Origin of the sequence: Rhodococcus sp. NPDC077669 (assembly GCF_040686915.1) — a bacterium.
Lineage (GTDB): Bacteria > Actinomycetota > Actinomycetes > Mycobacteriales > Mycobacteriaceae > Rhodococcoides > Rhodococcoides fascians.
Genome location: NZ_JBFBMD010000019.1, coordinates 27,435 through 49,032, shown reverse-complemented (window position 1 = coordinate 49,032; position 21,598 = coordinate 27,435). Strand labels below are relative to the sequence as shown.

20 protein-coding genes and 2 tRNA genes are annotated in these 21,598 nt (G+C 65.0%); 11 read left to right on the top strand and 11 right to left on the bottom strand.

The annotated features are described in order from the left end of the window. Positions 1–89 precede the first annotated feature (89 nt). Genes AB0P23_RS19215 through nagB form a run of 3 tightly spaced genes read left to right on the top strand, consistent with a single transcriptional unit; the run spans position 90 to position 3,313 of the window. On the top strand, positions 90–1,337 hold the full coding sequence (locus AB0P23_RS19215) for a PTS transporter subunit EIIC (protein ID WP_363798832.1): 1,248 nt from the start codon (positions 90–92) through the stop codon (positions 1,335–1,337). Beyond that, positions 1,334–2,518 (top strand): amidohydrolase family protein, encoded by a 1,185-nt coding sequence (locus tag AB0P23_RS19210; RefSeq protein ID WP_363798830.1) that lies wholly within the window; start codon positions 1,334–1,336, stop codon positions 2,516–2,518. The genes AB0P23_RS19215 and AB0P23_RS19210 overlap by 4 nt, the downstream gene beginning before the upstream one ends. Next, positions 2,519–3,313 (top strand): glucosamine-6-phosphate deaminase, encoded by a 795-nt coding sequence (nagB, locus tag AB0P23_RS19205; protein WP_363798827.1) that lies wholly within the window; start codon positions 2,519–2,521, stop codon positions 3,311–3,313. Position 3,314: 1 nt separating this feature from the next. Here nagB and AB0P23_RS19200 read toward each other — a convergent pair whose 3' ends face one another. The 3 genes from AB0P23_RS19200 to AB0P23_RS19190 form a co-directional block, all read right to left on the bottom strand. Further along, on the bottom strand, positions 3,315–4,142 hold the full coding sequence (locus AB0P23_RS19200) for a shikimate 5-dehydrogenase (protein ID WP_363798826.1): 828 nt from the start codon (positions 4,140–4,142) through the stop codon (positions 3,315–3,317). A gap of 36 nt (positions 4,143–4,178) precedes the next feature. Continuing rightward, entirely contained in the window at positions 4,179–4,847 is a 669-nt protein-coding gene (locus AB0P23_RS19195; RefSeq protein ID WP_045840961.1) for an HNH endonuclease family protein, read from the bottom strand. Between the two features lie 143 nt (positions 4,848–4,990). Further along, positions 4,991–5,890 carry an NADP-dependent oxidoreductase gene (locus AB0P23_RS19190; protein ID WP_032373983.1) on the bottom strand — a complete coding sequence of 300 codons (900 nt, stop codon included), beginning with the start codon at positions 5,888–5,890 and terminating at the stop codon, positions 4,991–4,993. A gap of 91 nt (positions 5,891–5,981) precedes the next feature. Between AB0P23_RS19190 and AB0P23_RS19185 the strand changes: the two genes are divergently transcribed. From AB0P23_RS19185 to AB0P23_RS19155, 7 genes are all read left to right on the top strand, one after another. Further along, positions 5,982–8,828: a DEAD/DEAH box helicase gene (locus AB0P23_RS19185; protein WP_363798823.1), complete on the top strand. Its 2,847-nt coding sequence runs from the start codon at positions 5,982–5,984 to the stop codon at positions 8,826–8,828. After that, a complete protein-coding gene (locus tag AB0P23_RS19180; protein WP_032368786.1) occupies positions 8,828–9,580 on the top strand; it encodes an SWIM zinc finger family protein in 753 nt (250 codons plus the stop codon). Before AB0P23_RS19185 ends, AB0P23_RS19180 begins: the two co-directional genes overlap by 1 nt. Positions 9,581–9,653: 73 nt before the next feature. Continuing rightward, positions 9,654–11,162, top strand: coding sequence for a CoA-acylating methylmalonate-semialdehyde dehydrogenase (locus AB0P23_RS19175; protein ID WP_288123423.1), 1,509 nt, complete (start codon positions 9,654–9,656; stop codon positions 11,160–11,162). Between the two features lie 6 nt (positions 11,163–11,168). Further along, positions 11,169–12,308, top strand: coding sequence for an isobutyryl-CoA dehydrogenase (locus tag AB0P23_RS19170; RefSeq protein WP_032365570.1), 1,140 nt, complete (start codon positions 11,169–11,171; stop codon positions 12,306–12,308). Continuing rightward, the gene (locus AB0P23_RS19165) at positions 12,305–13,363 is read left to right on the top strand and encodes an enoyl-CoA hydratase/isomerase family protein (RefSeq protein ID WP_363798821.1); all 1,059 of its coding nucleotides are present in this window, start codon (positions 12,305–12,307) and stop codon (positions 13,361–13,363) included. The genes AB0P23_RS19170 and AB0P23_RS19165 overlap by 4 nt, the downstream gene beginning before the upstream one ends. Then, positions 13,360–14,268 carry a 3-hydroxyisobutyrate dehydrogenase gene (mmsB, locus tag AB0P23_RS19160; protein ID WP_027497925.1) on the top strand — a complete coding sequence of 303 codons (909 nt, stop codon included), beginning with the start codon at positions 13,360–13,362 and terminating at the stop codon, positions 14,266–14,268. Before AB0P23_RS19165 ends, mmsB begins: the two co-directional genes overlap by 4 nt. Then, the gene (locus AB0P23_RS19155; protein ID WP_032373980.1) at positions 14,265–15,041 is read left to right on the top strand and encodes an enoyl-CoA hydratase; all 777 of its coding nucleotides are present in this window, start codon (positions 14,265–14,267) and stop codon (positions 15,039–15,041) included. The genes mmsB and AB0P23_RS19155 overlap by 4 nt, the downstream gene beginning before the upstream one ends. Positions 15,042–15,122: 81 nt before the next feature. Here AB0P23_RS19155 and AB0P23_RS19150 read toward each other — a convergent pair whose 3' ends face one another. The 3 genes from AB0P23_RS19150 to AB0P23_RS19140 form a co-directional block, all read right to left on the bottom strand. After that, positions 15,123–15,947: a hypothetical protein gene (locus tag AB0P23_RS19150; RefSeq protein ID WP_032383697.1), complete on the bottom strand. Its 825-nt coding sequence runs from the start codon at positions 15,945–15,947 to the stop codon at positions 15,123–15,125. A gap of 102 nt (positions 15,948–16,049) precedes the next feature. After that, complete coding sequence (locus AB0P23_RS19145; protein WP_032365573.1) at positions 16,050–16,583, bottom strand: MarR family transcriptional regulator; 534 nt, start codon at positions 16,581–16,583, stop codon at positions 16,050–16,052. Positions 16,584–16,618: 35 nt separating this feature from the next. Further along, a complete protein-coding gene (locus AB0P23_RS19140) occupies positions 16,619–17,962 on the bottom strand; it encodes a DUF2254 domain-containing protein (RefSeq protein WP_206497836.1) in 1,344 nt (447 codons plus the stop codon). Between the two features lie 105 nt (positions 17,963–18,067). Here AB0P23_RS19140 and AB0P23_RS19135 point away from each other — a divergent pair. Further along, a tRNA-Cys gene (locus tag AB0P23_RS19135) sits at positions 18,068–18,141 on the top strand. Between the two features lie 54 nt (positions 18,142–18,195). On the opposite strand, the gene AB0P23_RS19130 is transcribed toward AB0P23_RS19135, so the two are convergent. The 5 genes from AB0P23_RS19130 to AB0P23_RS19110 all read right to left on the bottom strand — a co-directional run bounded on the left by AB0P23_RS19130 (position 18,196) and on the right by AB0P23_RS19110 (position 21,560). Then, positions 18,196–18,783, bottom strand: a complete 588-nt coding sequence (locus tag AB0P23_RS19130; RefSeq protein ID WP_363798817.1) for a class I SAM-dependent methyltransferase — start codon at positions 18,781–18,783, stop codon at positions 18,196–18,198. Positions 18,784–18,797: 14 nt separating this feature from the next. After that, entirely contained in the window at positions 18,798–19,718 is a 921-nt protein-coding gene (locus tag AB0P23_RS19125) for a hypothetical protein (protein ID WP_027497920.1), read from the bottom strand. Positions 19,719–19,778: 60 nt separating this feature from the next. Then, positions 19,779–19,851: transfer RNA gene (locus AB0P23_RS19120), tRNA-Arg, on the bottom strand. A gap of 69 nt (positions 19,852–19,920) precedes the next feature. Beyond that, on the bottom strand, positions 19,921–20,637 hold the full coding sequence (locus AB0P23_RS19115) for a DUF305 domain-containing protein (RefSeq protein WP_027497919.1): 717 nt from the start codon (positions 20,635–20,637) through the stop codon (positions 19,921–19,923). Continuing rightward, complete coding sequence (locus AB0P23_RS19110; protein WP_027497918.1) at positions 20,637–21,560, bottom strand: DUF3105 domain-containing protein; 924 nt, start codon at positions 21,558–21,560, stop codon at positions 20,637–20,639. Before AB0P23_RS19110 ends, AB0P23_RS19115 begins: the two co-directional genes overlap by 1 nt. Positions 21,561–21,598: the final 38 nt, after the last annotated feature.

Sequence of the window (21,598 nt, the reverse complement as noted above, 5' to 3'; positions counted from 1 at the left end):
AACTGGTAATGACCGGACAGTACCCCTGATGTCATCCGGTCACAACAGCAGAACTCCCTTGCCGGACCAGCCTCGAAGAGAAGGTCGCCATGACCCCGAAGAAGACGGACTCGGCCGAAGCCGAACCGAAGAAGGAATCCAGATCTCTCGCCGGGTTGCAGCGATTCGGGCGCAGTCTCATGCTGCCCATCGCGGTTCTTCCCGCAGCGGGAATTCTGTTGCGGCTGGGCCAGGACGACCTCCTCGGCAGATTCAGTGCTCTGGGCACCGCGGCGGCCGTCATCTCCGCTGCAGGGCAGGCGGTGTTCACCTGGTTGCCCCTGATCTTCGCCGTGGGCATCGCCATCGGCTGGGCCAAGAAGTCGGACGGCTCGACCGCCCTCGCCGCCGTCGTCGGCTACATGGTGATGAACGGTGTCTTCACCGCGATGTCACCGGTGGTACTGGAAGGCAAAGTCGACGCGAACGGCGATCCGGCCGTGATCGACTACGGCGTGTTGGCCGGCATCGTCATCGGCTTGCTCTCCGCCATTCTGTGGCAGCGGTTCTACCGCCAGAAACTGCCGGATTACCTCGGCTTCTTCAGCGGACGACGTCTGGTTCCCATCCTGACCGCTGTCACCGGCCTCGTCGTCGCCGTCGTCATGTCGTTCGTCTATCCGCTCTTCTACAGCGCACTGAACTGGGTCGGAAACACCGTTGCCGATCACAGTGTGGTGGGTAGCGGAATCTACGGTTTCGCCAATCGCATGCTGATTCCGACGGGACTGCACCACATTCTCAATTCGGTCGTCTGGTTCCTCGTCGGTGATTATCAGGACGCGAGTGGTCAATTGGTGCGTGGCGATCTCAACCGATTCTTCGCGGGAGATCCGTCCGCGGGAGTCTTCATGACCGGCTTCTTCCCCATCATGATGTTCGCTCTGCCTGCCGCTGCATTCGCGATCTATCGCAACGCCAAGCCGTCGCAGAAGAAGATCGTCGGCGGAATCATGTTGTCCACCGGTCTGACTGCGTTCGTCACCGGCATCACCGAACCGCTCGAGTACTCGTTCATGTTCGTCGCCTGGCCGCTCTACATCATCCACGCTGTGCTGACCGGAACCTCCATGGCACTGACCAATGCCCTGGGAATCCATGACGGCTTCTTCTTCTCGGCCGGCGGTATCGACTATCTGTTGAACTACGGAATCGCCACGAAGGCATGGCTTCTCATTCCTATCGGCCTGGTGTATGCGGTGATCTACTACTTCCTGTTCAGCTTCGTCATCAAGAAGTGGAACCTGCGCACCCCCGGCCGCGAGGACGACGCGGTGCTCGAACCCGACCGGGCATGAGCGAATCCATCACGACGGCGCTCCGGGGGCGGGTCGTCACACCCGACGCGGTCATCGAGGATGCCGTCGTGGCGTTGTCCGGCGATCGAATCTCCTGGGTGGGTCCGGTGTCGGCGTGGCCCGACGAGGCCCCACCGCAATCGAACTCGACCATCCTGCCGGGGCTGGTCGACGTGCACTGCCACGGCGGCGGCGGGGCGTCGTTCCCGGATTCTGCCCGTGCCGATCTGATGACCGCGGTACGGCACCACCGCGGCCGCGGCACCACCACGATGCTCGCATCGCTGGTGTCGGCATCCCCTGTGCGACTGGTCGAGCAGACGTCGATGCTCGCCGATCTGTACGAGTCGGGGGACATCGCCGGGGTCCACCTCGAAGGGCCGTTCCTGTCTGGTGCCCGCTGCGGAGCGCAGGACCCCGCGTCACTCCGTGGCGGCGACACCGGTCTGCTGGCAGACATCATCGACGCCGGGCGTGGATCGGTACGGTCGATGACACTTGCTCCCGAAGTCGACGGCTTCACGGCCGTCGGACACATGTTGCGAGAGAACGGCATCGTCCCCAGCATCGGGCACACCGACGCCGACGCACGCACCACTCGCAGCGCAATCGACGCCCTCGGAGAGGGTGCCATCGGTGCCACGCACCTGTTCAACGGGATGCCCACCTGGCATCATCGGTCGCCGGGGCCGGTCAGCGAGTGCTTGGCTGCCGCGGCGCGAGGGTCGATGGTGCTCGAATTGATCGGCGACGGAGTACATCTCGCCGACGAGACCGTGCGAGCGGTGTTCGATCTCGTCGGCGGTGGGAACATCGCGTTGGTGTCCGACGCGATGGCCGCGGCGGGAATGGCCGACGGCCGCTACCGGCTCGGGCCGCTGGATGTCACCGTGCACGATTCGGTCGCCCGCCTGTCGCGGGAGAACGATCCCGAGTCGGCCCCGATCGCGGGCGGCACGTCGAGTGTGCTCGACCTGGTACGCCGCGCAGTGCTCGACGCCGGCGTGCCATTGCTCGACGCAGTGCGTGCCGGGGCAACCACCCCGGCAGCATTGATCGGGATCGGGGCCGAAACCGGTTCTCTCGTCGCCGGATCGAGAGCGGACGTGCTGGTGGTCGACGCATCCTTCGAGCCGGTGCAGGTCATTCGCGGCGGACGCGCGATCGAGGAGGAAAGTTAGATGGAGATCGTCGTACTCCCCACAGCCGCCGACGTGGACCGAACCGCGGCCGACATCGTCGAGCGCGTCGTGCGAACCGACTCGGTCCCGGGATCGGGCCCCGTCCTCGGGTTGGCGACCGGGTCGAGTCCCGTCGGCACGTATCGCGAGCTGGCCCGCCGACATCGCGAGAAAGGGCTGTCCTTCGTTGGGTGTCGAGCGTTTCTGCTCGACGAATACATAGGTCTACCCAGAACTGCTGAGCAGTCGTATTTTTCGTTCATTCGCGAGAACTTCGTGGACCTCGTCGACCTGGACGATTCCGCGGTGTTCTCGCCGGACGGTGAAGCCGTCGACATCGCTGCCGAAGCGCGACGATACGACGCCGCGATCGCGGAGGCCGGTGGTATCGATGTGCAGATTCTCGGCATCGGCACCGACGGACACATCGGCTTCAACGAGCCCGGGTCGTCACTACGGTCGAGAACCCGGGTGAAGACGCTCACCGAACAGACTCGGGTCGACAATGCGCGCTTCTTCCCCTCGCCGGAGGAGGTGCCGCACCACGTGCTGACGCAAGGCCTCGGCACCATCGACGAGGCGCGTCATCTCGTGCTCATCGCTACCGGAGAATCCAAGGCAGACGCGGTGGCCGCGGCCGTCGAGGGGCCGTTGTCGGCACGCTGTCCTGCGTCCGCGATTCAGTGGCATCCGCACGTGACGGTACTGGTGGACGAGGCAGCTGCTGCGTCCCTCGCTCTCACGGACTACTACCGCCACGCCTACGCGAACAAGCCCGCGTGGCAACGCCTGTGAGTCAGCGACGGGAGAATTCCGACGCCCGCTGGATCTGATCGTCGGACGGGCGAACTCCGGTGTAGAGAACGAACTGTTCTGCTGCCTGCAGGGCAATGACCTGAGCGCCGGTGATCACCGGTTTGTTCGCCGCACGCGCCGCGGTGATCAGCGGTGTCTCCGACGGCATCGCGACCACGTCGAACACTGCCTGTGCCGCATGGATCTGCGACTCGGTGAAGGGTGTCGAATCGGCAGCGGGGCCGCCCGCCATTCCCACCGGGGTGACGTTCACCAGCAAGTCGGCTCCGACGGACTCGGCCGACCAGTCGTATCCGTACGCCTCGGCGAGAGCCGGACCGGTCGACGTGTTGCGAGCAACTACGGTGCCGCGGGTGAAACCCGAATCCCGCAGTGCGGCAACGACTGCCTTGGCCATACCGCCGCTGCCGGTCACGGCCACCGAACAATCGGTCGAGAACTCGCTCGACGCGAGCAGATCGGCCACAGCCTGGTAATCGGTGTTGTAGGCGTGCAGCACGCCCGCCTCGTTGACGATGGTGTTGACCGATGCGATCGCGCTCGCAGATTCGTGCATGACGTCGACCAGCTCGATCACGTCTTCCTTGAACGGCATGGAGACCGCGCATCCCCTGATACCGAGTGCACGGACTCCACCGACCGCGGCCGCGAGATCGGTGGTGGTGAACGCCTTGTAGACGAAATTCAATCCCAGTTCGTCGTACAGGTAGTTGTGGAAGCGGGTTCCGATATTGCTCGGCCTTCCCGACAGAGACATGCAGAGCTGGGTGTCACGGTCGAGAAAGCTGCGCGACGACGTCGTTGCCATTGGCCAGACTTTACCGCCCGCGTTCGCATCGCTGGATCAGCAGCTGGGGGCCACCGAAGCGAGGGCGCGGCGGTCGGCCTCGGTGATCGGCAGCTCGTACTGGGCCGCCACCGACAGGTATTTACCCGCGTAGAAACAGTGGTATGCCGCGTTCGGCGGCATCCACTGCGACGGCGTCTTGTCGCTCTTGCTCTGGTTGTCCGGCCCGTTGACCGCCAGCAGATTGAACGCGATGTCGTTCGCGAAACGAATGCGCTTGTCCGCTGCCCATCCGTCGGCACCCATGTCCCAGGCGGCAGACAACGGATAGACGTGATCGATCTGAATCTTGCCGGCGTCGGACTTGGTGAACTGCAACCGTTCACCGGAGTAGGGGTCGTCCAGGGAGCCCGAGAGCACCACGCAGTCTCGGGTGCCGGCCTTGAACTCGACTTCGGTCATCGACAGTGCCAGCACGTTGTCGCGAGTTCCACACCCGTCGTGCCCGCCCGGTCCGTCGTAGTCGTCCGTCCACGCCGGTCCGAACACGCACCCTTCACCGCTCTTGCATCCGCGCTCGTACCCGCGAGGATCGGGTCGTGCGGCGACGACGGCCACCCGATCCAACAGCGTTTCGATCTGGGCGCGGGTGGGGCTGCCCGGAGCCGGGGGTGGGGGAGCCAATCCCGGTATGTCGGACCGGTCACAGGATTCGAACGTCGCCATGACGATCGCGGCGATCACCAACGCCGCCGCTACCCACAGCTTCTTCACACACGCCCCATCGTGAAACTTCGATCTTGCCGACTCTCGTACCTCGCGACAGCAGTGTGCCGGACGGTACCGACACCGCCCGAAACGGTCGGGTGTCAGCGGACCTCGATGACGACCTTGCCGAGTGCGTGCCCGTTCTCCACGAGCGCAAGAGCCTCGCCTGCGCGGTCGAGTGGAAACGTGTGATCGATGCGTGGACGAAGGACGCCCGTCACGACCAGATCGGCCAATCGGGTGAACGCCGCAGTGGTGCGCTCGCGCACTGCTCCAGACCCACCCCACTGGGCGGCGAGCACCGGGTCGGCCACGCTGACGATCGGGGCGCCGGTCTTCACAGCGGCCGCGCGAAGAGTGTCCCCGCCGACCAGATCGACGATGCCGTGCACCGGCCGCGATATCGAACCGACGTACTCGGGTCCGGACTCGACGAACTCCGCACCGAGGCTCTCGATCCACTCCCGCTTGCCCGAGCTCGCCACCCCGAGAACGTCGATACCGTCGGCACGCGCCAGCTGCAGAACCGAAGAACCCACACCGCCGCCTGCGCCGAGAACGAGAACCGTGTTGCCTGCAGTCAGCGCCAACCCTCGCAGTGCGTCGAAGGCGGTCCCGGCCGCCACCGGCAGTGTCGCCGCGACCGACCAGGACACGGACTCGGGCTTGTGAGCCGTACCGGCCGCGTTGAGCAGCGTGTACTGCGCATAGCCGCCGTGACCCGACGCCGTCGCCCCGAAGACCTCGTCACCGACCGAGAACCCGTCCACTCCCGAGCCGACGCCCACAACAGTGCCCGACACCTCCCGCCCCAGCACCGCAGGCAAGGTGATCTGCACGGTGTCCTTGCGATTACCCGCCCGCACCTTCCAGTCTGCGGGATTCACCCCCGCGGCATGTACCGCCACGAGAAGCTGCCCCGATCCCGGTTCCGTCATGGGGAGGTCCAGAAATGTCTCGGTGTCGGGGCCGCCGTATTCGTCGAAGCCGTACGCGATCATGGGACCACTGTGCCTCATCGATGACACATCGGTGCCTCATCGAAGACACATCGGCGCCGGGTATGTCGGTGCGTGCTGGTTGGATGGACCGATGCTGCACGGTCTCTGGTCTCCCGGTGCCGGATTGCTGCTCTGGGACGACGAGATCAGCACCGGAGACGAACCCGACCTACCGGCGACACACTCGCACGTGCTCACCCGCACGTTCCGGCATCGCGCCCGCGTGACGTTTCCCGACTCCACTCGACGCGCCACCCCTCGGGATCCGGTCGAACTTCCGGCGATCGCGCTGGCTCCGCACGATGCGGCCGACCTGTTGCTCCGCACCCCGTCGGCCCACCCGCTGATCTCCGGCGACCTTCGGTTCCTGGGCCACGTCGCCCAGGGCATCGAACGGTGGGTCCGGGCCGGACGAGTGGTGCCGGCACTGAAGTTGATGGACGGCCAGTGGTGGCCGCGTTGGCGGCTGGTCGGCGGCGAGCGTCAACGCGCATGGCTCAGCGAGCTCGCTGTTGCGATGCCGTCGGTGCAGCGAGCGAACGAACGGCCGAAGAAGCTTCTGGACGACATGGTCGAGGAGCTCACCGACCCGATCGTCAGATCGGTGCTCGGCAAGCCCGACTCCGAGCACCCGTTGCTGTCGGCCCTCGTGCGTGACGATCCGTATCTCGATGGGACGCAGAAGATCTCGACGCTGTTCGACAATTGGCGCGCCAGCCTCACCGTCGACGAACCGGCGTTGGTGCTGCGCCTGCTCGAACCGGACGACGACCGGGACGACGAGACCGGTGATGCCGACGGTGCCCCGGACGATGCCGTCGAGTCGTTCTGGACACTTCAGGTGTGCCTGCGCGCGGACGGGGAGGCGCCGCGTCCGGTCCCGATGAGCCGCAAGGTCGACGCGACCTTGCTGTCGACGGCAGTGCGCAAACTCGGCGAGGCCGTCGCTGCCTACCCGAGGCTGCGTGATCTGCCCACCCAGGAGGGCACCCTCGACCTGTTGTTGCCGACGTCGGTGGTCATCGATCTCGTCGAACACGGTGCCACTGCATTGCAGGCCACCGGCACGACGGTCCTGCTGCCGAGGGCCTGGACCAGGTTGGATCCGTCGATGCGATTGCGGGTCGAGTCACCCGCGGTGACCAAAGCTGCGGCCGATCGTGCCGTCGGTATGGACGAGCTGGTGTCGTACGACTGGCAACTGCAGCTGGGCGACATGGTGCTCACCGAAGCGGAGATGAACCGGCTTGCCGTCTCGAAGGGCGACCTCGTCCGGCTGCGCGGGCAATGGGTGCTCGCCGACGGGGGACAGCTGGCGCGGGCCGCGAAGTACGTCGCCGAGCATCACGGTGACGGGACTGCGCTCAGCACGTTGATGCGTGAGATGACGTTGGCCGATCCGCCTCCGGCTCCGGTCCAGGACATCCGCGCCACCGGCTGGGCGGCAACGTTGCTCGAACCCGGGGCGGTTCCGGAAACCATCCCGGTGCCCGACGGTGTCCGGGCGACTCTGCGGCCCTATCAGCAACGCGGTCTCGACTGGCTCGCGTTCATGAGCCGGCTCGGTCTCGGTGCCGTGCTCGCCGACGACATGGGCCTGGGCAAGACACTGCAGGTGCTCACGCTGCTCGCTCACGAGAACAGTGCGACTCCGACGCTGTTGGTGGCCCCGATGTCGGTGGTCGGTAACTGGCAACGTGAGGCCGCGAAATTCACTCCTGCACTGCGTGTTCTGGTGCACCACGGTCCGACGCGGTTACGCGACGAGGCGCTCGATCGAGCGATCGCGGAGCACGACCTGATCGTCACCACGTACGCATTGATGGCCAAGGACCGCGCGCAGTTGGCCGCACAGACGTGGCGTCGCGTGGTTCTCGACGAGGCGCAGCACATCAAGAATGCAGGCACCGTGCAGGCGAAGGCGGCGCTGGCCATTCCGGCCGATCACAAACTGGCGCTCACCGGGACGCCGGTGGAGAACCGGCTGGACGAGCTGAGGTCCATTCTGGATTTCGCGAACCCGGGCATGCTGGGGCGGCCGTCGGACTTCAGGAAGCGGTTCTCGGTGCCGATCGAGCGGGAGAACGACGAGAACGCGGTCTCGCGGCTGCGTGCCATCACGTCTCCGTTCATTCTGCGTCGCGTCAAGACCGATCCCACGGTCATCTCTGATCTGCCGGAGAAGAACGAAATGACCGTGCGCGCCAACCTCACTGCCGAGCAGGCGGCGTTGTACAAGGCGGTCGTCGACGAGATGATGGCGCAGATCGCCGACGCGAAGGGCATGAAACGCAAGGGTGCGGTGCTCTCGGCCCTCACTCGCCTCAAACAGGTGTGCAATCACCCCGCGCATTTCCTGTCCGACGGTTCGGCGGTACTCAAGCGAGGTCAGCACCGTTCCGGAAAGATCGGATTGGTCGAGGACATGCTCGATTCCGTTCTCGTTGACAACGAGAAGGCGTTGTTGTTCACGCAGTTTCGAGAGTTCGGTGAGCTCGTGGCACCGTATTTCGCCGAGCGTTTCGGAGTTCAGGTGCCGTTCCTGCACGGCGGCGTGAGCAAGGGCAAGCGCGATGAGATGGTCGAGAAGTTCCAGAGCGACGACGGTCCGCCGATCATGATGCTCTCGCTCAAGGCCGGTGGTACCGGGCTCAACCTCACTGCCGCCAATCATGTTGTGCACCTCGATCGTTGGTGGAATCCGGCGGTGGAGAACCAGGCGACCGACCGCGCTTTCCGTATCGGCCAGCGCAAGAATGTGATGGTGCGCAAGTTGCTGTGTGTGGGCACCGTGGAGGAACGCATCGATTCGATGCTGGTGTCGAAGCAGGATCTGGCGGATCTGGCGGTGGGCACCGGTGAGAGCTGGGTGACCGAGATGGACACTGCGGAACTGCAGGAACTGTTTCGTCTCAGCGAAGACGCGGTGGGGGAGTGATGGCCGACTTCTCGCAGTACGGCAAGCGTCGACAAGCCAAGGGCGGCATCGAGTCTCGTAACAAGCGGGGTGCCTTCGGGCAGACGTGGTGGGGCAGGCACTTCGTCGCCGCGATGGAAGATCTGGCCGACCCGGGCCGGATCGCACGGGGCCGGACCTATGCCCGCCAGGGGCAGGTGCTCACTCTCGGAGTCGAACGTGGGCAGATCTACGGTGAGGTGCAGGGCAGTCAGCTCGAGCCGTTCTCGGCGTCGGTCAGCGTAGAGCCGCTCACCGAAGGCGAGGTGGCTGCGCTCGTCGGCCGAGTGCGATCCAACCCCGGCATGCTGGCGGAACTCGCGTCCAACGCGATTCCTCAGGCGCTGGCGTCGGTGCTGCTTCCCCACGACAAGGGGCAGCTGGATTTCGACTGTTCGTGCCCTGACGACGGGTGGCCGTGCAAACACGCGGCAGCGCTGATGTACATCGCCGCCGAGCACATCGACGCGTCCGCGGGGACGATCCTGACACTGCGCGGTGTCGATCTGGATCAGTTGATCGAGGGGGTCGGCGACAGCGACGAGGAGTTCGACCCGGACGACTGGTTCGGCGATCGTGCGGCGTTCCCCGAACTTCCGAAAGTGTCGTTCGCTCCGGCGACGGACGATCTCGATCCGCTGATCCTGCGCAGAATCTTTCGCGCCGACGGTTCGACGGAGGCGGAAGTCAGCCGGGCCTGCGCTGATCTGCGCGCGTTCTACGACCGAATGTGACCGCTCCTGGACTTACATGGACATCCGACTATAGGATGAGCGTACTTAATTCCACGCTCGAGGACGGACACCCATGGCTCGCGAACTCACGCACTTCATCGGCGGCAAGCATGTCGCCGGCACCTCCGGACAGTTCGGGGACGTGTTCGATCCCAATACCGGTGAGGTGCAGGCCCGGGTGCCCCTGGCCGACGTATCCGAGGTCGAGGCCTCCATCGCCGACGCCGAGCAGGCGCAGCGTGAGTGGGCGAAGTGGAACCCGCAGCGGCGCGCTCGGGTGCTGATGAAGTTCCTCGCGCTCGTCACCCGCGACACCGAAGAACTCGCGCGGCTGCTCTCGTCGGAGCACGGCAAGACCATCGCCGACGCCAAGGGCGACATCCAGCGTGGCGTCGAGGTCGTCGAGTTCGCCGTCGGTGTTCCGCACCTGCTCAAGGGTGAGTACACCGAGGGTGCGGGTGGCGGTATCGACGTCTATTCGATGCGGCAGCCGCTCGGTGTCGTCGCCGGCATCACCCCGTTCAACTTCCCGGCGATGATTCCGCTGTGGAAGGCCGGCCCGGCCATCGCCTGCGGTAACGCCTTCATTCTCAAGCCCTCCGAGCGTGACCCGTCGGTCCCGCTCAAGCTTGCCGAGCTCTTCCTCGAGGCAGGTCTACCGCCGGGTGTGTTCAACGTGGTCAACGGCGGCAAGGACGCCGTCGACGTGCTGCTCACCGACGATCGCGTCAAGGCGATCGGCTTCGTCGGATCGACGCCCATCGCGCAGTACATCTACGAGACGGCGGCGCAGCACGGCAAGCGCGCACAGTGCTTCGGTGGGGCGAAGAACCACGCATTGGTGATGCCCGATGCCGATCTCGACGAGGTCGCCGACGCTCTGCTCGGAGCCGCATACGGTTCGGCCGGCGAGCGATGCATGGCGATTTCCGTCGCGGTTCCCGTCGGTGAGGAGACCGCCGACGCGTTGGTCGCCAAACTGACCGAGCGAGTGGCGAAACTGAAGATCGGCCGCAGCGACGACGAGACCGCGGACTTCGGCCCGCTCGTCGGTAGCGATGCGTTGAAGCGCGTCAACGATTACACCCAGATCGGTGTGGACGAGGGTGCCGAGTTGGTCGTCGACGGACGCGGATTCAGTCTCGAGGGCCACGAGGGCGGATTCTTCGCCGGCGCAACGCTGTTCGACAAGGTGACCACCGACATGCGCATCTACAAGGAAGAGATCTTCGGACCGGTCCTGATCGTCGTGCGCGCGAAGGACTACGAGGACGCACTGCGTCTGCCGTCCGAACACGAGTACGGCAACGGCGTGTCGATCTTCACCCGCGACGGCGACACCGCTCGCGACTTCTGCTCCCGCGTCCAGGTGGGCATGGTGGGAGTCAACGTGCCGATTCCGGTGCCGATCGCGTACCACACGTTCGGTGGTTGGAAGCGTTCGGGATTCGGCGATCTCAACCAGCACGGACCGGATTCCATCCGCTTCTACACCAAGACCAAGACCGTCACCCAGCGTTGGCCGTCGGGCACCAAGGAAGCAGCTGCGCAGAATCACTTCGTCATTCCGAACATGGACTGATCGACGATGTTCACGTTGAACGAGGACGAGCGTGCCATCAACGACACTGCTCGTGATTTCGCGGACGAGTTCCTCGCACCGAACGCCGTCGAATGGGATCAGCAGAAGCACTTTCCGGTGGACGTGCTGCGCAAGGCTGCTGCTCTCGGGATGGGCGGCATCTACATTCGTGAAGACGTGGGCGGATCGGGCCTGACCCGCGTCGACGCGGTGCGTATTTTCGAGCAACTCGCAACCGGTGACCCGTCCATCGCGGCCTACATCTCGATCCACAACATGGTCGCCTGGATGATCGACACCTACGGCGACGACGAGCAACGGCAGCGCTGGCTTCCAGGGCTGTGCTCGATGGACCAGCTCGGTAGCTACTGCCTCACCGAACCCGGCGCTGGATCCGATGCGGCAAAGCTCGGTACCAAGGCCGTCCGCGACGGTGACGAGTACGTGCTGGACGGCGTCAAGCAGTTCATCTCCGGCGCAGGCACTTCCGAGGTGTACGTCGTCATGGCCCGCACCGGAGCGCCGGGTCCGCGCGGCATCTCGGCGTTCATCGTTCCGAAGGACACGGCGGGACTGTCGTTCGGAGCGAACGAGAAGAAGATGGGGTGGAACGCTCAACCCACCCGCCAGGTGATCTTCGAAGGTGCCCGCGTTCCGGCTGCCAACCTGCTCGGCGGCGAGGGCGACGGATTTCGGATCGCGATGAACGGGCTCAACGGCGGACGTATCAACATCGCCGCGTGCTCGATCGGCGGCGCACAGTCCGCTCTCGACAAGGCCGTGTCTTACCTCGCCGACCGCAACGCATTCGGCACCAGGTTGCTCGACTCGCAGGCCCTGCAGTTTCGACTGGCGGATTTCAAGACCGAGCTCGAAGCTGCCCGAACTCTGCTGTGGCGAGCAGCGGACGGGTTGCAGAACAATGCCGCCGACAAGGTCGAGATGTGCGCGATGGCCAAACGTTTCGGTACCGATACCGGCTTCGAGGTCGCCAACGGGGCGCTGCAGTTGCTCGGCGGATACGGTTATCTCGCCGAGTACGGTGTCGAGAAAATCGTTCGCGACCTTCGGGTCCACCAGATTCTGGAAGGTACCAACGAGATCATGCGCGTGGTCGTAGCTCGCTCCATCGTGGGTGCAGCATGAGCGATGTCCTACTGGAGGTTTCGGGCGGGATCGGTCGCATCACTCTGAACCGCCCCAAAGCGATCAACGCACTCTCGCATGCGATGGTGCAGCAGATAGCTCCGGCGTTGGCGCAGTGGGCAACCGACGACAGCGTCGACGTCGTCCTGTTGACCGGAGCCGGCGAGCGAGGATTGTGCGCGGGCGGCGACATAGTCTCGATCTACCACGACGCCAAGGACGGCGGTAGCGGGAGCAAGGACTTCTGGCGCGACGAGTACGTGCTCAACGCCGCGATCGCCCGCTTCCCGAAGCCCTTCGTCGCGATCATGGACGGCATCGTCATGGGCGGTGGCGTCGGGCTCTCGGCCCACGCGAACACCCGTATCGTGACCGAACGTTCGAAGATCGCGATGCCCGAGGTCGGCATCGGATTCATTCCTGATGTCGGTGGCACCTACCTTCTTTCGCGTGCGCCCGGCGAAACCGGTACCCACTTCGCGCTCACCACGGCGCGGATGAATGCGGCCGACGCCATCGCGGTCGGATTCGCCGATCACTACATTCCGTCGGACAGGCTCGAGGAGTTCTACACCGCCCTCGAGACGGTCAGCGTCGGGGAGGCCGTCGACACGTTCAGCGAGTCGGCTCCGGAATCCACCGGCGCGGCTCAGCAGGAATGGATAGACGAGTGCTACGCCGGTGACGACATTCAGGGCATCGTCGACGCTCTGGCTGCATCGCCGGTGCCGGAGGCGCAGCAGGCTGCAAAGGACATCGCGTCCAAATCGCCGGTGTCTCTTGCGGTGACGCTGCGGTCGCTGCGACGGGCGGCGACGCTGCCCTCCCTCGAGGCCGTGCTCGACGAGGAGTACCGCGTGTCGGTCGCGTCGCTGAGCAGTCACGATCTGGTCGAGGGAATTCGGGCGCAGGTCGTCGACAAGGATCGCAATCCCCAGTGGCAGCCGGCCACGTCGGCGGATGTCGCTGCCGAGGACGTCGACCGATACTTCGCGCCCCTGGGCGACGCCGAACTCGGTCTGTCGAAAGCACTTACAGAAGGTGAGCAGTCATGAGCGAGAAGACGATCGGATTCATCGGCCTCGGGCACATGGGTGGACCGATGGCCGCCAACCTGGCTGCGGCCGGGTACACGGTGCAGGGCTTCGATCTTGTTCCCGCGGCGCTGGAGCAGGCCACGAAGGACGGCGTCACTGTGGTGGAGTCCGCGGTTGCGGCCGTCGCCGGAGCCGACATCGTGATCACGATGTTGCCGAACGGGAAACTGGTGCTCGGGCTGTACGGGGACCTGCTTCCGGCCGCGGCACCGGGGACGTTATTCATCGATTCGTCGACCATCGACGTCGCCGACGCGCATGCCGCGCACCGGTTGGTGCACGAGGCCGGACACCGTAGCCTCGACGCTCCGGTCTCGGGCGGTGTCGGGGGAGCGGCCGCAGGCACGCTCACGTTCATGGTCGGTGGTTCGGAGGACGATTTCGCCTCCGCCGCTGCCGTTCTCGATGTCATGGGCCGCAAGGTCGTGCACTGCGGACCGGCAGGCAACGGCCAGGCCGCCAAGATCTGCAACAACATGATTCTCGGTGTATCGATGATTGCCATCAGCGAGGCCTTCGTGTTGGGCGAGAAGCTCGGTCTGAGCAATCAGGCGCTCTTCGACGTGGCATCGACCGCGTCCGGCCAATGCTGGGCGTTGACGACCAATTGCCCGGTGCCCGGTCCGGTTCCGACGAGCCCGGCGAACAACGAGTACAAGCCCGGATTCGCGGCGGCCCTCATGGACAAGGATCTGGGTCTGGCTGCGAATGCACTGCGCGACAACGGGGTCGAGGGAGTACTCGGACTTCGCGCAGCCGAGCTCTACGCTCGGTTCAAGGAAACGTCCGGTGGCGGAACCGACGTGGACTTCTCCGGCATCATCAACGACATCCGCGAACGCTCGAACGGAGCTGCTCAGTGACCGACTACGAAACCATCCTGCTCGAACGCCGGGGACGCGTCGGCACCATCACGCTGAACCGTCCGAAAGCATTGAACGCGCTGAACTCTCAGTTGATGCGTGAGGTCGTGTCGGTGGTCGAGGAACTCGATGCAGATTCCGAGATCGGTGCCATTCTGATCACCGGATCCGAACGGGCTTTCGCAGCCGGGGCCGACATCAAGGAAATGCAGCCCAAGTCGTACATGGACGTGTACCTCGACGACTTCTTCGCGGCGTGGGATCGACTGGCCGCGGCGCGGACGCCCCTCATCGCGGCGGTCTCCGGTTATGCACTCGGTGGCGGGTGTGAACTCGCGATGCTGTGCGACGTTCTGATCGCCTCGGACACCGCGGTATTCGGACAACCCGAGATCAAGCTCGGCGTCATTCCGGGAATCGGTGGCTCGCAGCGCCTGACGCGTGCGGTAGGCAAGGCCAAGGCCATGGAGATGTGCCTGACCGGCCGGAACATGAAGGTCGAGGAAGCCGAGCGAGCAGGATTGGTCTCGCGCATCGTGCCGGTCGCGGATCTCCTCGACGACGCCATCGCAACCGCGACCACGATCGCCGAGATGTCGCTACCGGTTGCCATGATGGCGAAGGAAGCAGTGAACCGATCGTTCGAGTCGAGCCTTCGTGAGGGAGTTCTGTTCGAGCGCCGCGTGTTTCATTCGACGTTCGCCACGGAGGATCAGAAGGAAGGCATGTCGGCTTTCATCGAGAAGCGCACGCCCAACTTCCAGCACCGGTAGTGCTGGCCGCACTTTCGGGTCGTTCCGCGGGCTCCACGCGTGCTTTCGGGTCGTTCCGCAGGCTCGACTCCCGGGGCCGTCCTACCTGTCGGGGGACAGGAGGGCGGCCCCGCGGGCCGAGACCAGCTCGGGCATGGTCGGCACCAGGGTCGTCAGGCCGGTCCGTAGTTCGAGAGACCGCGCTATCGAGGTGATGTTCGCGCCGCCGCCGACCACGACGATGGACTGCGGTCTGGCACCGGACAATTCGATGGTCTGCTCCACCAGCATGCCTGCGTAACGGACGGGTCCCGCGATCAGATCGTCGAAGTCGCGCCGTGTCAGCACATGCCGTGCAGTGCCGGCTGGGTCCGTGGTGCTGACGACGGAATCGACACTCAGTTGCTCCTTGATGGACCGGCTGGCGTCGATTCCGACGCGAACGCCGTTGGACGAGAGCAGCCGGCGCACCGAGTGATCGAGATCGTCGCCGCAGAACGTGGCAGTGCGCCGCGTCATGAGGGTGCGAGTGGACGCGAGATCGATGACGGTGACCGTGGTCCCGGTACTACCGATGTCGCACAGCACGGTGACGCCGTGATTGGGGACCAGCCCGATGAATCGTAGAAACCTCACTTGCGCAGCGGTTTCCGGAACGAGTGAGGCCGTGCGTGCGGTACCTCGGGTGGCGACCGTGCCGGGATCGGTGGCCACCCGGTAGGCAATCGCAGAGAACTGGACCGGGAGCGACATCGTCGCGGCGATGGCATGGATGGCGTCGACGCCGGTGGCGATCGTGGTGGCCAGCGACTGCCCGGGAGCGCGGCGCACGGTCCGCGACACGATGGGTGTGCGGTGGGGGCTGTCCAGATACGTCAGAATTGCGCGTGCACCGTGCGCACCCGCTCCGACCCCCAACACCAGCACCCCGCCCCGCCCTTCAGCAGACCGACTCCGACCTGTTCCCGGAGCAATTGGACCACGAACGGTACGGCTGTGCCATTGTCTTGTGACGAGTCACCATCGAACTCAGAACGATGTGGTGATGTCATCACTGTCGAAATCGCCTGCATCCGAACGCAGTTCCGCAAGGATGCGCACCAACGCCATCAGCTTGTCGCGCGCGAGCCCGGGCTTGGCGAACACCAGCGTGTTCAGGCGCTCGGTGGCTTCGACCGCCAACGTGCGCCCCTGCTCGGTGATTTCGACCAGGGTTGTCCGTCGATCGCTGGGATGGGGAATCCGGCGCACGTAGCCGACCGATTCGAGGCGGTCCACCGCGTTGGTCACACTGGTGGGGTGCACTTGCAGTCGGGCACTGGCCTTCGCCATCGGTAGCGCGCCGTTCTTGGTGAACGTCAACAACGTCAGCAACTCGTAGCGCGAAAACGTCAGTCCCGTCGGCTTGAGCGCTTCCTCGACCCGGGCCAGCATGATCTGCTGCGCGCGCATCAGCGAGGTGACCGCGGCCATACCGTCGGCGGCATCGGACCACCCGTGCTTGGTCCACTGACGGTGGGCCTCTGCAATGGGGTCGAGGGGAAGCGGCGACGGTGCTGGCATACACACCATCCTCCCACGGTGCCCGGTTCGAGCGTCTACCGAATGACGGTGCGAAGTACCGCGAGTGGTACCCGATCGGTGATCGCTGCTCGAGTCCGCGAAATCTGCTCGCGGGCATCGGCTGTGCGCGCGCTGTCGGTCTCGTCGACGGTCAGGGCGGCGTCCAACAGGCTCAATTGCGCCAGCACGGCGTCGACATCGTCGGTGGAGCGCGCCGCGCGGCCGACCCTCTCGGCGAGACGAATTCCGGCCTGGACCACCATAGGACTGCCGGTCCCGTAGATGCGCACCGCATCGAGCGCATGGTCGATCAAGATCGAGACGGGCACCCGCCGCACGATCAGTCGCACCTCTCCGTCGGTTCCACGCCGTCCGCGTGACGGTGCCGGCCGTTGGACCAGTGCAACGAGTCCGACGGAGAGATCGTCGATGGCGTTACGCGCCGTGTAGGGATCGTTGACCCCGGTGGACAGCGCCCGGACCGCCATTTCCGTCATCTGCTCGACGGCGAACGCGATGTCGTGGCGCGGCGTCCTACTGGTACCGATGTCGACAGAAGAGCGGACTCGGTCGATCGATGCGTCGGAGATGTCGGCCGAGCGATCGGCGAGAATGTCGACGAGCGGCTCGCCGGAGACGATGTGCTCGCCCGGGACCCGATGAATCTCGATCAGCGTGCCGTTGTCGCTCGCGATGCCCAGCAGTGCGTCCTCGTCGATGTCGATGATCACCCCGGATGTCTCGGCCAGGACCGTCACGTAGACAGGTGGTTTCGAGATGCCGTCGATCGAAGCGGCGTCGTCGGGACGATCGGTCGGGTAGAGGGAGTCGACGGATTCCGACAACTCGTCGCGGACTCTCGCGGACAGGGTGGCCACCTGAATCGACTGCGCGATGTGGTGGATGAAGTAGACGAGCACGCCCACGTCGACGACGGCGAGCGCGACTGCCACGTTGACGGCGATGTCCGGGACGAACACCGAACCATCGGATTCGATCGAACGAATCGACCGCAGCACCATCAGCGAGTACAGGAACGTCGCCCCGAAGATCCCCAGAACCATCTGATTCCCGCGGTCCGCCATGAAGTTTCGCACCAGACGGGGGCCGTACGAGGAGCTGGCCGTGGCGAGGACGGAGATGGTGATGGAGAACGACGTGGCAGCCACCCCCAGCATCGAGCCACCGATCGCCCCGAGGATGTCCCGGCTGCCACTCGCCCCGACGTGATAGAGCAACGAACCCGTCAGGTCCACGCGGGTGTCGAGTAGGTAGCGATCGAGGCTGACGAGCGCCTGCGCCAGTAGGAGTGCGAGAACTCCGAGGACGGCGGGAATGAACCAGAACGACTCCCGCAACCGCGCTATGTGTTCCTTCATGAGCGACAGTCTTCCCGCCCAGGAACGAATCGACACCCGCACTTCGAATCACACTGAGCGTAACCGTGGTGTTCGCGTGGCCGACACGGCATCGTCATCGATGATGCGGGTGTGGCCGAGTGGCTAGGCACCGGCCTGCAAAGCCGTTTACACGGGTTCGAATCCCGTCGCTCGCTCCACCATCGAGGCCGGCCGGAAACGGCCGGCCTCGATTCGTCCTGTCTGGACTCGTTTCAGGCAAGTAGAGCGGGCTTTCGTGCCACGGTCACGGCCCAGTCCGCGTCGGCGCGCCAGGGTCGCAGGTTCCAGGTGGAGAATCGATGTTCGACGAAAAATCCGACGGCAGTGAGATCCTCGTGGAGTTCGTCGGCCGTGTATGCCCGGTCGGTGGCGAAGCCGGTGACGAACACTCCGCCGTCGTTCAGATGTGCCCAGATGCGTTCGAGCGCAGCACGTTCGGTGCCGGGCTCCAGAAAAACCAACACGTTGCCGGCCGCGACGACCGCGTCGAACGTGCGATTCAACTCGAGCGTGGTCAGATCCGCGAGATGCACGTCGAGTTCGGGGTGACTACGCGCCTTCTCGACCAGAATCGGATCGAGATCCACGGCGGTGACGTGGTGGCCACGTCGCGCCAGTTCGGCACCGAGTCTGCCCGTACCGCAGCCGGCGTCGAGAATGTCCGACGCGGGGGAGACCACCGCGTCGACCATGCGGGCTTCACCGTGCAGATCCACGCCGCGTTCGGCCAGACGATCGAATCGCTCGATGTACCGGGCGGAGTCGTCGGCGGAGTTCTCGGCTTGCCAGCGCGTGGTCATACCGCCAGGGTAGGTCAGCTCGGTTCGTCGAGGGCCGACCGGGCTTCGGCCACGCGTGCCCGGGCCGCCTCGAGCGCCTCCGCCGTCGACTCTGCCTGTTCGACGCTTTTTCTCTCCGCGGCCCGCGCTGCCTTCGCTGTGGCTCTCGCGGCCTCCAGCTCGGCTTCGAGTCTCTCGACTTCTGCTGTCGCGCTGCGTCGTTCGGACGCAGCGCGCTCCGTGCCCTGGTCGGCAGCGTCGGCCGCATCACGTGCGGCATCGAATGCGGTTTCGGCAGAGTCGAGTTCGGCAACCAGGCGATCGTGTTCCGCCTGGCGCAGCAACTCGGCTTCGTTCTCGGCATCGGATTCCGCTGCGGACTCGGGCGCGTCATCGGCAATGTCCGGTTCGCCGTCGTCCTCGGTCTCGGTCTCGGTCTCAGGAGGATCCGGAACGAGCGAGAGCAGCGCGGGGCCGAAGCCGCTGTATGTCTCGGCCACCACCGTTCGGCCCGCACGAACCCGGTCGCGGATCTCCGGATCGGCCATTGCGGCATTGAGGGTGTTGGAAACCTCGCGCGCCGCGTTGTCGCCGACGGTCACGCCACGTTCGCGACCCAATACCACGGCTCGATCGGTGAGCGCGCGTATCGAAGCGCTTCGAGCGGTGGACAACTCACGCAGTCGATGACCGTCGCCGCGTTGCTGAGCCCGTTCGAGTTCGGCACCGAGGTCGAACAACTCGGCGACCGCGGATTCGTCCTGACGAGCGAGTGTGTTCACCAACCAGGCCACGACAGTGGGTTTACGGAGTCCGCCGATACGAGTGGCACCGGACTTGTCTCCGGCCTTCTTGAACCGGGTCACATACGCCGATCGGTGCGACACGAAGTCGGCGGGTGCCAGTGAATACAGCTCGTCGATGACGGTGTCGATATCGGGGAGATCCTCGGACATGTGAACAGTCCGTCTCGTTCGAGCAGTCACCTCGGAGAAGTGACATGCGTGAAAGATGTGTGCCCCCGGCAGGATTCGAACCTGCGGCCTTTCGCTCCGGAGGCGAACGCTCTATCCCCTGAGCTACGGGGGCGCACCGGCTTCAGCCGGCGTGCCTGTTGGGCTGTACGAAAGACTAGCGCATGTGCAACGCGAGCCGAAATCACCCCTCGGGCAGCGGCTGCGCACCCTTCGCCGCGAGCATCTGCTTCATCAGAGTCGACTCACTCGTCTGCGTTGCCACCATGGACTTTGCCAGGTTGATCACCGCAGGAGACTGCGCGTGTGTCTGGGCGTACTCCATCATCGCCAGGCCGCCCTCGTGGTGACGCAGCATCAGCTGCAAGAACATGACGTCGACGTCGGTTCCGGTCGCTTGGCGTAGTGCGGCGAGCTCGGTGGAGCTGGCCATGCCGGGCATGGCTCTGGTGGGATCGGAGGATCCCGGTTCCATCGACATGCCGCCCATCGAATGGCCGTGAGAGTCGTCGGCCGTCATCCAGGTCATGTAGCCGTCGGTCGAGATCGGCGCGCGGTCCCACAATGCGAGCCAGCCCTGCATCTGGCCCACCTGATTCTGTTGCGAGGTGAGCATGTCGAACGCCAGGCTCTTGACGGCCTGATCGGGCGCGTTGGTCAACGCGACCGCGGCCATTTCGATGGCCTGGTTGTGGTGCACCGTCATGTCCTGGGCAAATCCGACGTCGACCGAATCTGCTGCGGGGGAGTTGTCACCGCTGCGGAACGGATTCTGCGCCAGGAAGCCCAGCGCGAATCCGATCGCCAGTACGGCGATCACGGCCAAGGCGACCAGCGCAGTGCGCTGGCTCCGCTTGGTCTCGGGGACGCCGTCGACCGAGTCGACTGTCGATTCGGTCATCAGCTCGCGGGCACCTGGAGATCGCTGGGCAGCTGTGCTCCGCCGGGCAACTGTGCTCCGCCGGGCAGGCCGCTCGGCATTCCGCCTGCGCCGCTGGTCTCGCTGGCGTCGGGAGTGATGCCTGCGCCGTCCATCGGAACGGCGTCCGCACCCGGGGCCGAAGCGTCGAACAGCGGCGGGTTGTCGGGATCGAACGCGTTGTCACCGACTCCGGGCACGGATGCGCAGCTTGCACCGACCTCCGGGTAGGCGAATCGGTTGAGGCGCAGAGCCGAGATGAACTGACCGATGCGCTCGTCGTCGACGCTGTCGAGCTTGAGCTGGTGACCCCAGGACTGCAGCGAGACGGGAGTGTCGAGGCCCGGGTACGGCGACATCATCATCTGCGTTTCCCCGTCGACGCGGTCGGCGAGGGACTGAATCTGGTCCTCGTTGAGGTCGTCGGGGTTGTACGTCACCCAGACCGCTCCGTGTTCGAGGGAGTGCACAGCGTTCTCGGTGCGGATGGCCTCGGGGTAGACGATGCCGGTGCAGGTGGCCCACACCGCATCGTGCGGTCCACCGAACGGCGGCGTCTGGTCGTAGGCGACGCGTTGCGCGCGCCCGACGTGCAGGGCTGCCGGGTATTCCTTGATGGTGACGCCGTCGATTCCCGTCGACGGATCCTGATTGCTCTCGCTGGGCGCGAATTTCTGCGCCTCGGCGCGGTCCTGGTACTTGGGGTAGAGGTTGACCCCGAGGCCCACGACGAGTCCGACGACCACAACGACACCGGCAACCGTCAGCCAGGGAATCTGTCTGCCCTTGGCGGCGGGGACACCGCCCTGCTTCTTGCGAGCTGACTTCTTGTTGGCTGCACTGATGGCTTTGTCTGCCTTCGCAGCCGACTTGTTCTGACTGCCTTTGTCGGGACCCGTTGGCATCGCTGTGGTTGCTCTCTCAGTCGAGGAAAAGTGGGTGG

What these genes read in the sequence shown, in the direction of transcription:
- AB0P23_RS19195 (WP_045840961.1), bottom strand. Translation starts at nt 4,847, where the DNA reads ATGGCGACGTTCGAATCCTGTGACCGGTCCGACATACCGGGATTGGCT.
- AB0P23_RS19175 (WP_288123423.1), top strand. Translation starts at nt 9,654, where the DNA reads ATGGCTCGCGAACTCACGCACTTCATCGGCGGCAAGCATGTCGCCGGC.
- AB0P23_RS19165 (WP_363798821.1), top strand. Translation starts at nt 12,305, where the DNA reads ATGAGCGATGTCCTACTGGAGGTTTCGGGCGGGATCGGTCGCATCACT.
- AB0P23_RS19130 (WP_363798817.1), bottom strand. Translation starts at nt 18,783, where the DNA reads ATGACCACGCGCTGGCAAGCCGAGAACTCCGCCGACGACTCCGCCCGG.
- AB0P23_RS19210 (WP_363798830.1), top strand. Translation starts at nt 1,334, where the DNA reads ATGAGCGAATCCATCACGACGGCGCTCCGGGGGCGGGTCGTCACACCC.
- mmsB (WP_027497925.1), top strand. Translation starts at nt 13,360, where the DNA reads ATGAGCGAGAAGACGATCGGATTCATCGGCCTCGGGCACATGGGTGGA.
- AB0P23_RS19180 (WP_032368786.1), top strand. Translation starts at nt 8,828, where the DNA reads ATGGCCGACTTCTCGCAGTACGGCAAGCGTCGACAAGCCAAGGGCGGC.
- AB0P23_RS19125 (WP_027497920.1), bottom strand. Translation starts at nt 19,718, where the DNA reads ATGTCCGAGGATCTCCCCGATATCGACACCGTCATCGACGAGCTGTAT.
- AB0P23_RS19215 (WP_363798832.1), top strand. Translation starts at nt 90, where the DNA reads ATGACCCCGAAGAAGACGGACTCGGCCGAAGCCGAACCGAAGAAGGAA.
- AB0P23_RS19185 (WP_363798823.1), top strand. Translation starts at nt 5,982, where the DNA reads ATGCTGCACGGTCTCTGGTCTCCCGGTGCCGGATTGCTGCTCTGGGAC.
- nagB (WP_363798827.1), top strand. Translation starts at nt 2,519, where the DNA reads ATGGAGATCGTCGTACTCCCCACAGCCGCCGACGTGGACCGAACCGCG.
- AB0P23_RS19145 (WP_032365573.1), bottom strand. Translation starts at nt 16,583, where the DNA reads ATGCCAGCACCGTCGCCGCTTCCCCTCGACCCCATTGCAGAGGCCCAC.
- AB0P23_RS19140 (WP_206497836.1), bottom strand. Translation starts at nt 17,962, where the DNA reads ATGAAGGAACACATAGCGCGGTTGCGGGAGTCGTTCTGGTTCATTCCC.
- AB0P23_RS19190 (WP_032373983.1), bottom strand. Translation starts at nt 5,890, where the DNA reads ATGATCGCGTACGGCTTCGACGAATACGGCGGCCCCGACACCGAGACA.
- AB0P23_RS19170 (WP_032365570.1), top strand. Translation starts at nt 11,169, where the DNA reads ATGTTCACGTTGAACGAGGACGAGCGTGCCATCAACGACACTGCTCGT.
- AB0P23_RS19115 (WP_027497919.1), bottom strand. Translation starts at nt 20,637, where the DNA reads ATGACCGAATCGACAGTCGACTCGGTCGACGGCGTCCCCGAGACCAAG.
- AB0P23_RS19200 (WP_363798826.1), bottom strand. Translation starts at nt 4,142, where the DNA reads ATGGCAACGACGTCGTCGCGCAGCTTTCTCGACCGTGACACCCAGCTC.
- AB0P23_RS19110 (WP_027497918.1), bottom strand. Translation starts at nt 21,560, where the DNA reads ATGCCAACGGGTCCCGACAAAGGCAGTCAGAACAAGTCGGCTGCGAAG.